Source organism: Alteromonas sp. IB21 (assembly GCF_016405965.1).
Classification (GTDB): domain Bacteria; phylum Pseudomonadota; class Gammaproteobacteria; order Enterobacterales; family Alteromonadaceae; genus Alteromonas.
In genome coordinates, this window is sequence record NZ_JAEFCD010000011.1 from 120,642 (window position 1) to 129,713 (window position 9,072).

Below are 9,072 nucleotides of genomic sequence, written 5' to 3' on the forward strand. Positions count from 1 at the left end.
AATTATGAAAAACGTCAATGACAGCTCTGCGGTAGCGTATGCAAGCGTACCTACACAGCACAACTATAACGGCGGCGTATTCCCTGAAATAGTCGTGAACAATGAAAACTGTTCCACCGTAGCGGAAACCGTTGCCTTTGTTAAAGCAAATCAAGCAGAACTTGAAGCAAAGCTTGCTAAATCTGGTGCGCTGCTTTTCAGAGGGTTTCCTCTTGATTCGGCAGAGACCTTTGACGTTTTTTCAGCAGGCTTCGGCTATCCTAACTTTACTTACCAAGAGTCGCTGTCTAACGCGGTGCGCATCAATTATACCGAACGGGTGTTTACCGCAAACGAAGCGCCTAAAGATGTTGAAATTTTTCTTCATCACGAAATGGCGCAAACGCCTATTTCTCCCAGTAAGCTTTTTTTCTTCTGTAAAACCGCAGCGGATGAAGGAGGAGCAACGCCCCTGTGTCGCTCAGATAAATTATTTGAAGCGTTGAAAGCTGAAAACCCAGCACTAGCAAACGATTTTAAAGAGAAGGGTCTGAAGTACACGACCACAATGCCAGCAGCAAATGATGCCAATTCTGGTCAAGGGCGAAGTTGGAAAAGTACGCTGAGCGTTGAGACGGTGGAAGAAGGCGAGGCTAAACTTAAAGAATTAGGTTATAGCTGGGAATGGTTGGAAGATGGAAGCTTAAAAGCTATCACTCCTGTACTGCCTGCGGTCATCGAGTTAGATGACGGCTCTGAAGTGTTTTATAACCAACTTATCGCAGCCTATATGGGCTGGAAAGGCGTTCGCGAGAACCCATCCTCAGCAATAACGTTCGGCGACGGTAGCGCTATCCCAAAAGAGGGGTTAGAGCGTGTAGCTGCGCTATCAGAAGACTTTACGTTTGACTTAGAGTGGCAAGACGGTGACGTAGCAATTGTTGATAATTATCGCGCAATGCACGGACGTCGTCCTTACTCTGGTGACCGCAAGCGTGTAGTACTTGTGGCCTTGGTTGCGTCAGAGCGATGATGGCATGAATGACATAGCAGTAAAGTGTAAAAACATTTGGCCTGGGCTGGGTATTGCTACCATCACAGGCATGGCGGCGCTGTTTTTAAGTGAGCACTACAATGCCCCTGCTATGTTGTTCGCCTTATTGTTAGGCATGGCGGTATCGTTTCTTTATCAAAACGATACGCCATGCGCTTGCGGTATCGACTTTACTGCAAGTACGCTGCTTCGCGCGGGCGTCGTTTTGCTTGGCTTAAGAATAGCCCTAGGTGATTTAGCGGTATTAGGTTGGCAAACAGCACTCATGCTCGCTGGCGCCATATTCACCACTATTGTATTGGGTGTGGGACTGGCAAAAATATTGGGGCTTCAAAAGCGTTTCGGAGCGCTTACCGGCGGCTCCGTTGCTATTTGCGGTGCCTCTGCAGCCCTTGCGATCTCTACTATTCTCCCGAAAGGTGAAAACCACGAGCGAGATACGTTACTTACCGTTATCGGCGTAACGGCTATGTCTACTATCGCCATGGTGCTTTACCCGATAATTGCTGGACAGTTAGGTATGACAGATACCGAAGCTGGCATCTTTCTCGGCGGCACAATTCACGATGTAGCACAGGTAGTAGGTGCAGGTTACTCAGTGTCAGAAAGCGCCGGTGATATGGCGACACTGACCAAATTGGTTCGCGTTGCCATGCTCATGCCGGTGGTATTGATCATGATGCTTGTCATCAAGCGTTTCTATAAAACCAATACCCAAGCAGAGGGCGGTGAAGTACCTAAAATGCCGCTGTTTCTCATCGGGTTTATTGCATTAATGCTGCTCAATAGTTTTGCAACGTTACCTGAATTTGTGATTGAAGCAGGCACGCAGGTTTCTCGTTTCTTTCTGGTGATTTCCATTACTGCTATCGGCATGAAATCAAACCTGGGCAAGCTTGCCGAAGTGGGTGTGCTCCCCATTGTCATGATAGTCGTTGAAACCCTATGGATTGCGCTGCTTATTCTTGGTTTTCTTTACGCCATGTGAAGGCAGTTCATCAATTTATAGCTGCACGTTCTGCACATAATGCGTTTGTATTGATAAGGTGGTCTAAGTGAAAAAACACGGTCTTCACGAACTTTATGCTAAAGACCCTGTAAAAGCCGACGAACAGGTTTTTCAGCGAACTAGCAACACGTTGACTCGGCGCGGTTTTATTAAAGGTCTGAAGTCCCTGTCTTTGTTGCTTGGCGCCGAAGTCGTTTATGGTAAATTTATGCCGGCAGGTCTTATTCCTGCTGCATTTGCCCAGTCCGAAACACCATTTTCTATAGATGGCAAGGACGGCTTAACCATACTCAACGACAGACCACTAAACGCAGAAACCCCCGCACACATGTTAGATGATGCGGTGACACCCGCCTCGCGTTTTTTCGTGAGAAATAACGGTATTCCCCCGCAAAAGCCAGACGCGAGCGCCTGGACTCTCACCATCGAAGGAGAGTCTGCAGAACGGTCGAAGACCTTTACCCTTGAAGAGCTTAAAGCTCAATTTAAGCACTATACCTATCAGCTAACGCTAGAGTGTGGCGGCAACGGGCGTGCCGAGTTCTCTCCGGCAGCCACAGGTAATCAGTGGACAACGGGGGCGGTAGGCTGTCCAAGATGGACTGGGGTAAGGCTCAAAGACGTACTAGAATCAGTGGGTGTAAAGGATGACGCGGTTTACATTGGCTATTACGGTGACGATCAGCACTTGAGCCGAACGCCGGGTAAGGCGGCTATTTCGCGGGGCGTACCTATTGATAAAGCGATGGAAGATGAGTCGTTAATTGCATGGGCTATGAATGATGAACCGCTTCCCTTAATGAACGGTTATCCGCTTCGACTTGTATTTGGCGGCTGGCCCGCATCAACGTCAGGTAAATGGCTCAAAAAAATAGTTATTCGAGATCGCATTCACGACGGTGCGAAAATGCTAGGGAAAGCCTATCGAGTTCCGTGTAAACCTGTTGCGCCTGGCGCAAAAGTCGCCGACGGGGACATGTGCATTATCGAAGCCATGCCGGTTAAGTCGCTTATTACGTTCCCTAAGTCAGGTAGCGACCACCCTCTGGCAAAGAAGCTAGACGTTCGCGGTCATGCCTGGAGTGGCGAGGGCAAAATAGCCAAGGTGTTTACCTCTATTGATTTTGGGCAAACATGGCAGCTGGCTCATTTGAGTGCGCCAGCAAACAGGCATGCGTGGCAGCAATTTCGTGCACAGGTTAATTTTCCTCAACAAGGCTATTATGAGGTGTGGGCGAAAGCACAAGACGAACATGGAAAAGCACAGCCGATGGTTTTGCCCGGTTGGAACCCCAAAGGTTACTTAAATAATGCCTGTCATCGAATTGCTATTCGCGTTGTGTGAAAGTAATGATCCCAGTTTTTGAAAGGGCAAGTGCTTCGTGAATAATCTCAAAAGACAACCGTACATCTCTGGCTTACTTGTTTTTATTGGCTTTATTTTATCTTTTGCTGCATTTCATACTAGCTATGCGAGGGCGGGCGAAAAAGGACAGGTAATCAAGGGCACGTCAATGACTGTTGCCAAACCTGAAATAGACGCCCAGTCTGGTTTAGTGAAAGCAGAAGGCTTCAATCTAGTACTAGCACATTGTAGCGCTTGCCACTCTTCTTCTCTTATTACACAAAATGCCATGAGTCGAGAGCGCTGGTTAGACACTATCCGATGGATGCAGGAGACCCAAAAGTTGTGGGCTCTAGGAGAAGCTGAACCTGTTATTCTGGATTATTTATCAACCTGGTACGGACCGAAAAAAAGTGCAAGGCGCCCTCAGCTTTCCCCTCACTTATTACCTAAACAATGAATGCGAAAAATTTAGAAGAATTAATGCTTAAGCTTCTCTATTTTATACCGATATTTAGATAACAACACTACTTCAGGCTAATAGGTAAAAAGCCTGAAAATCTGTTAATGTTAAAACAATTTTATAAATACACTGGTAATCACACTATGTTTGTATCTCGCAGTAAATACGAAGAAAAAGAATCGCAAGTGCGGGTGTTAGAGGCAAGAGTTCAAGATGCGCTAGATAAAATTGAGCGTCTTGAAGCTGAAAACAGCCAGCTAATCAATACAATAGAAACTGCGAGTCAACAAAGTAAATCAACCGCCGATTCTATCGTAGTGCGATGCTTAATCGATGCACTAAGACAATTAGAGGGTGTAAGGGAAACCGTTCTTAGCTCTTATGAACGAATAAATGCAGAAAGCCAATCTATAGAGAATATCAATGATTTATTCAGCGAATCAGCTTCTACACTGAATAAAATTGTTTCAGATATGAGCGGTCTTAATGTACAGATGGGGAGTATGAGCGAGCGTATTTCTGGCTTATCTACTACTGCTGACAACATCAACAAGTTCGTCACCACCATTACAAGCATTTCTGATCAAACTAACCTCCTTGCACTTAATGCGGCGATCGAGGCTGCCCGAGCGGGAGATGCAGGAAGGGGCTTCAGCGTGGTGGCCGATGAGGTTCGTGCATTGGCGACTGAGACAAATAAATCAGCAACGGAAGTCTCGGAACTGGTCAACGGTATAATCCAATCGACGTCCAAAGCTGTTTCAGGTGTGAATCAACTGCGCGGCAACAACGAACAGTTAGAGAAAGGTATCAATCAGCTAAACGGCAGTTATGAAACTATGGTGCAACACTGCGATAGTATGAAATCTACTATCAGCGAAGGTGCAATGGCAACATTTATACAAACCGTTAAGTTAGACCACGTTGTATGGAAAGCGGATGTTTATTCAGTCTTGTGTGGTTATAGCACCAAATCTCTCTCAGAATTCAGCGACCATGTAAGCTGCCGTTTGGGGCAGTGGTATCGTGAGAATGCGAGTAAGCCTATCGGTCAGACGGCTGCTTTTAGAGAGATTGAAGCACCCCACGCAAAAGTGCATAGCAGTGGTGTTGCTGCCATTCAAGCTAAACAAAATGGCAATGATGATGAGTCAGATGCTAAGCTATTAGAAATGGAGCACGCAAGCGAAAGGGTAATGACGCTACTTGATAGGCTACTTAATTAGCCTATTCAAATTGGTATCAATTTGACGGGTCAGCATTAAGATTCTTCGCTAGCAAACACAACGTTGGGCTTTTAATTGAGTGGCACATCACATTCCTCTGAACAGGAGCGCATTTTAGCGTTAGAAGCCCGCGTCAATTCACTTGAACGTCAGTTGAAGCGTCAGAAAATGGCGCGAAAAAACGCCGAATCATTCCTCGAAACCTACTCTCAAGATGCTTATCTTGCCAACCAAGCTTTAAGAAAAGCTCTTAGCGACTCTAAGCAGCGGGAGCGAGAACTACTTTATCTTAATCGCACAGCGTCCGAACTTACTCAGGCAAAATCTGCGGAGAGTTTCATCTTTTCAGCATTGGAGTCGGCTGTAGAATTTAGCGGTGCTTATTGCGGTAAAGCGTTCTCGGTGAAAAATGAAAAATTAAGCATAGGTGATGACGACCGTGTTTTAGTATATGAACAAGGTTGGATAACGTCTCATATTTTAGCGGAATTAATGTTAGAGGAGACACCATTAGATTTAAGAGAGAGCTACTCGCACTGGTGCGTGAGTGTCGTAACGCGGCCAGACACAAATCAAGAAGCTCGCCTGTTACATTTTATGCACGAAATGTCTGAGGGCGAATATACGTGGCTTGTTTTGCTCACTAAAGACGATCATCTCGACGAAGAGACGCTGTATGTCTTAGATACAACAAAGCACTATCTGAATATTACCTCTCGATATCAAAATAAAAAGAGTGAGTTGAGTATTAGGCAGCACGAATTAAGTCGTATCAAAAAAGATCGCGACTTTTTAGAGGAAAGACTGGTTAGTGCAGACAAAATGGCGATGCTTGGACAGCTTGCAGCAGGTATTGCTCACGAAATTAATAACCCCATCGGTTACGTACGAAGTAATACCGTAGTGGCGAAAGATATTTTTAACGATTATCAACGCGCGCTTGACGAAATCGGAAGTCTTTGTAAATTCGCAGGTGGCGAGATAGAAGAGAGGTTTTTGCATCTGGAGAAACGTTTTGCTCTGCGTGAAAGTGCTTCAGAAATAACCGAAATGTTTGACGAATCTCACGAAGGGATAGAGCGAATTATTGATATTGTTAAAGCACTGCGAAGTTTTTCCTATCCCGGGTCGGGGAAACATTCTCAAATTAGTGCCATCGAAGCAATGAACATGGCTATCAAGCTTACCAATAACGTGCATAAATATCGAAATAAAGTCGTATTCGACGCGCCAGAAGAAGATATTTACTTCAATGGAAATTCCGGCCAAATACAACAAGTACTGGTTAACCTTTTAACAAATGCTATTCACGCAACACCGCAAGATAAAGGCATAGAATTACGAATAGAAAAGAATGAATATAATTTGTTTCTCATCATTGACGATGAAGGTGAGGGCATGTCGCAAGAGACCCTAGATAAAGTTTTCACCCCCTTTTTTACGACCAAACCCGTGGGAGAGGGAACCGGGTTGGGAATGTCAATTTCAATGACCATCATCGAAGAACATAATGGGAAAATAGATATAGTCAGTGCAGAGGGCAAAGGAACGAAAGTTACTGTCATTTTGCCGTTAAACTAAAGTTTAAAGCCATATTCTAACTTAATGATAAAATTAAATATTTCTCTAATTTTCTTCTTGTACTAGACAGAAGCGTTTTATGATCTAGGCTTATGGGAAAGCGATGCTCCCAATTAGACGGATTCACGCTTTGCGAATTGGAGAAAGTAATACATGAGAAACAACCAGCCAATTACACAAAAAGAATATAAGTTCCCGGCTCATCATCGACTTATTTCGTCCACCGACAAACGTGGTGTAATACAGCATTGTAACGATGAATTTATAGAAGCAAGTGGCTTCAATAAAGAGGAACTAATTGGCAAAAATCACAACATCATAAGACATCCTGATATGCCTTCCGCGGTGTTTAAGGAAATGTGGCGCACGCTGGAGTCTGGCCAAAGTTGGTTAGGGCTAGTTAAAAACCGAAGAAAGAACGGGGACCACTACTGGGTGTCAGCGTTCGTTACACCGGTTTATGAGGGGCAAAGCATCGTTGGATATGAGTCTGTTAGAGTGCCCGCCCTAAATGAAGAAATACAGCGAGCATCGGATGTTTATGGCAGGCTACATCAAGGAAAGTCTGCGGTATCGCCTCTTACTAAGTTTGCGGGCATGTTTAAGCAGTTATTTTTGTCGTTGGGTGTCAGTGCATTTTTAACTATTTTACTCTGGGTAACTCATGGCCCAGTTGCGGGGGCTATAGCGCTAATCGGAGCGCTAGTATTGACGACTGTTCAACAGTTGCAAAGTAAGAAAGAGTGGAAGGCGATACTGTCACTTAGTCCAGAAAGTTATACCGATGAAACGGTGGCACAAACTTACTTTGCTGATTCTACTCATGTTGCCCAGGTCAAACTTGCTCTTGGGTGTGAGCTTGCGCGTAATCGTACAGCGCTAACCCGGATTAAAGATGCGTCTGCAAGCTTAGACAGAATTGCCAAGACGACTCACGAACAAGCAGAAGGGACCAGCGCGGCGGTTGTTCAGCAGAACCAAGCTACACAGCAAATTGCCTCTGCAGTTACGCAAATGAGTCAGGCCATCCAGGAAGTTGCAGAGCGCGTAGAAAGCAATGCTAAAAGCGCACAATCCGCCGCAGAAAACGTAGCTACGGGCAATAAAAAGGCAGAGCAGGCAATGCAAGCGATTGTTGAACTGCGTGAAGCCGTTCAGTCTATTTCAAAAACAGTCACGGAACTTGCGCAGTCAACCACTGATATAGGCGAAGCGGCAAACATCATTTCTACAATAGCAGAGCAGACTAACTTACTTGCGCTCAACGCGGCAATAGAGGCTGCAAGGGCAGGCGAGCAAGGAAGAGGTTTTGCCGTCGTTGCTGATGAAGTACGTACGCTAGCGTCAAAAACCCGCGAGTCGACAGATAAAATTCACAATATTATCAGTGAATTAGCTGAGCGTTCAGAGCGCGCGGTGAGGGTTTCGAATGAAGGGCTTGCGTCTGCCGAAAACGGCAGTGCTATTGTTGAAGAAACGCGCGGCGCACTATTTGAAATCAACACCGCCGTTAAAGGTATTGCTGACGCAACAGTTGAAATGTCTTCGGCTGTGGAAGAGCAAAGTACTGTGGCAGAACATATCAATCAACAGCTCGTTGAGGTAGCCGACGGAGCGTCAGAGACGCAGCGCTCATCAGAAGCATCATTGGTTGCGAGTAATGACTTACGCAGAACGGTGGCGCAAGTGAATGAACTTATTATCCGTTTCAGCACAAGTGGGAGGGTGGGAGAGTAAAAAACTTCCACCACGTTTAAGATATTAACGCTGACTTAACCCTATGTGCAAACCGCGCCTATAGGCGGCGATAGCTGGGAAAAGAGACACGAGGTAAGTACAGCTTAATATTAGCAAAATGATGATGGCACTACTTTTACCGAACAATGGGCTACTTAAAAATAGCCCATAAGTGCTGCTAAGCCAGGGTTTAAGTGCGCTCATTAATCCTGCCACTACTCCAATGCTTAAAGCCGCACTTATTATTGTTAGCAGCATAGCTTCAATTTGAACAAGTAAAAGCAAAGTAAAGGGGCCCGCGCCAATGGTTCTAAGTATCGCTATTTCTTGATAGCGCTCGCGCATTGTTGCCAACAACATAGTGGCAAGGCCTATCAGTGCACAAATGACAATTAGACCTGATAAGCCTAGTAGTAATGCCTCAACATTCCCCATTATCTGCCATAGTTCAGCCAGCGCCATACCCGGTAAAATAGCCATAAGTGGCTCTTTTTTACTTTGATTTATTTGATACTGAAGTTGAAGTGCGGTGACACGGTGTTTAAGCCCTAACATAACGACAGATACTGACTGTGGCGCAAAAGCGTCGCTTTCGTAATTAACTTGAGTAAGCTCGTCATGCTCATGCTCATGCTCATGCTCATGCTCATGCTCATGCTCATGCTCATGCTCATGCTC

8 protein-coding genes are annotated in these 9,072 nt (G+C 45.4%); 7 read left to right on the forward strand and 1 reads right to left on the reverse strand.

The annotated features are described in order from the left end of the window. Window positions 1-4: 4 nt before the first annotated feature. The 7 genes from JC525_RS09740 (at window position 5) to JC525_RS09770 (ending at window position 8,394) form a co-directional block, all read left to right on the forward strand. On the forward strand, window positions 5-1,012 hold the full coding sequence (locus JC525_RS09740) for a TauD/TfdA family dioxygenase (RefSeq protein WP_198815658.1): 1,008 nt from the start codon (window positions 5-7) through the stop codon (window positions 1,010-1,012). A 4-nt stretch (window positions 1,013-1,016) separates the two neighbouring features. After that, on the forward strand, window positions 1,017-2,021 hold the full coding sequence (locus JC525_RS09745) for a YeiH family protein (RefSeq protein ID WP_198815659.1): 1,005 nt from the start codon (window positions 1,017-1,019) through the stop codon (window positions 2,019-2,021). Between the two features lie 67 nt (window positions 2,022-2,088). Beyond that, window positions 2,089-3,387 carry a sulfite oxidase gene (locus JC525_RS09750; RefSeq protein ID WP_198815660.1) on the forward strand — a complete coding sequence of 433 codons (1,299 nt, stop codon included), beginning with the start codon at window positions 2,089-2,091 and terminating at the stop codon, window positions 3,385-3,387. 37 nt (window positions 3,388-3,424) lie between these two features. After that, complete coding sequence (locus tag JC525_RS09755; protein ID WP_332874096.1) at window positions 3,425-3,847, forward strand: hypothetical protein; 423 nt, start codon at window positions 3,425-3,427, stop codon at window positions 3,845-3,847. A gap of 146 nt (window positions 3,848-3,993) precedes the next feature. Continuing rightward, entirely contained in the window at window positions 3,994-5,076 is a 1,083-nt protein-coding gene (locus JC525_RS09760) for a methyl-accepting chemotaxis protein (RefSeq protein ID WP_198815661.1), read from the forward strand. A gap of 75 nt (window positions 5,077-5,151) precedes the next feature. Beyond that, on the forward strand, window positions 5,152-6,657 hold the full coding sequence (locus tag JC525_RS09765; protein ID WP_198815662.1) for a sensor histidine kinase: 1,506 nt from the start codon (window positions 5,152-5,154) through the stop codon (window positions 6,655-6,657). A gap of 153 nt (window positions 6,658-6,810) precedes the next feature. Continuing rightward, a complete protein-coding gene (locus tag JC525_RS09770; protein WP_198815663.1) occupies window positions 6,811-8,394 on the forward strand; it encodes a methyl-accepting chemotaxis protein in 1,584 nt (527 codons plus the stop codon). Between the two features lie 24 nt (window positions 8,395-8,418). Here the strand turns inward: JC525_RS09770 and JC525_RS09775 are convergent. Then, the coding region (locus JC525_RS09775; protein ID WP_198815664.1) for an ABC transporter permease at window positions 8,419-9,072 on the reverse strand (654 nt) is incomplete at its 5' end.

Bases quoted from the DNA above. Each gene is read 5' to 3' on its own strand.
- JC525_RS09740 (WP_198815658.1), top strand. From the start codon at position 5: ATGAAAAACGTCAATGACAGCTCTGCGGTAGCGTATGCAAGCGTACCT.
- JC525_RS09745 (WP_198815659.1), top strand. From the start codon at position 1,017: ATGAATGACATAGCAGTAAAGTGTAAAAACATTTGGCCTGGGCTGGGT.
- JC525_RS09760 (WP_198815661.1), top strand. From the start codon at position 3,994: ATGTTTGTATCTCGCAGTAAATACGAAGAAAAAGAATCGCAAGTGCGG.
- JC525_RS09770 (WP_198815663.1), top strand. From the start codon at position 6,811: ATGAGAAACAACCAGCCAATTACACAAAAAGAATATAAGTTCCCGGCT.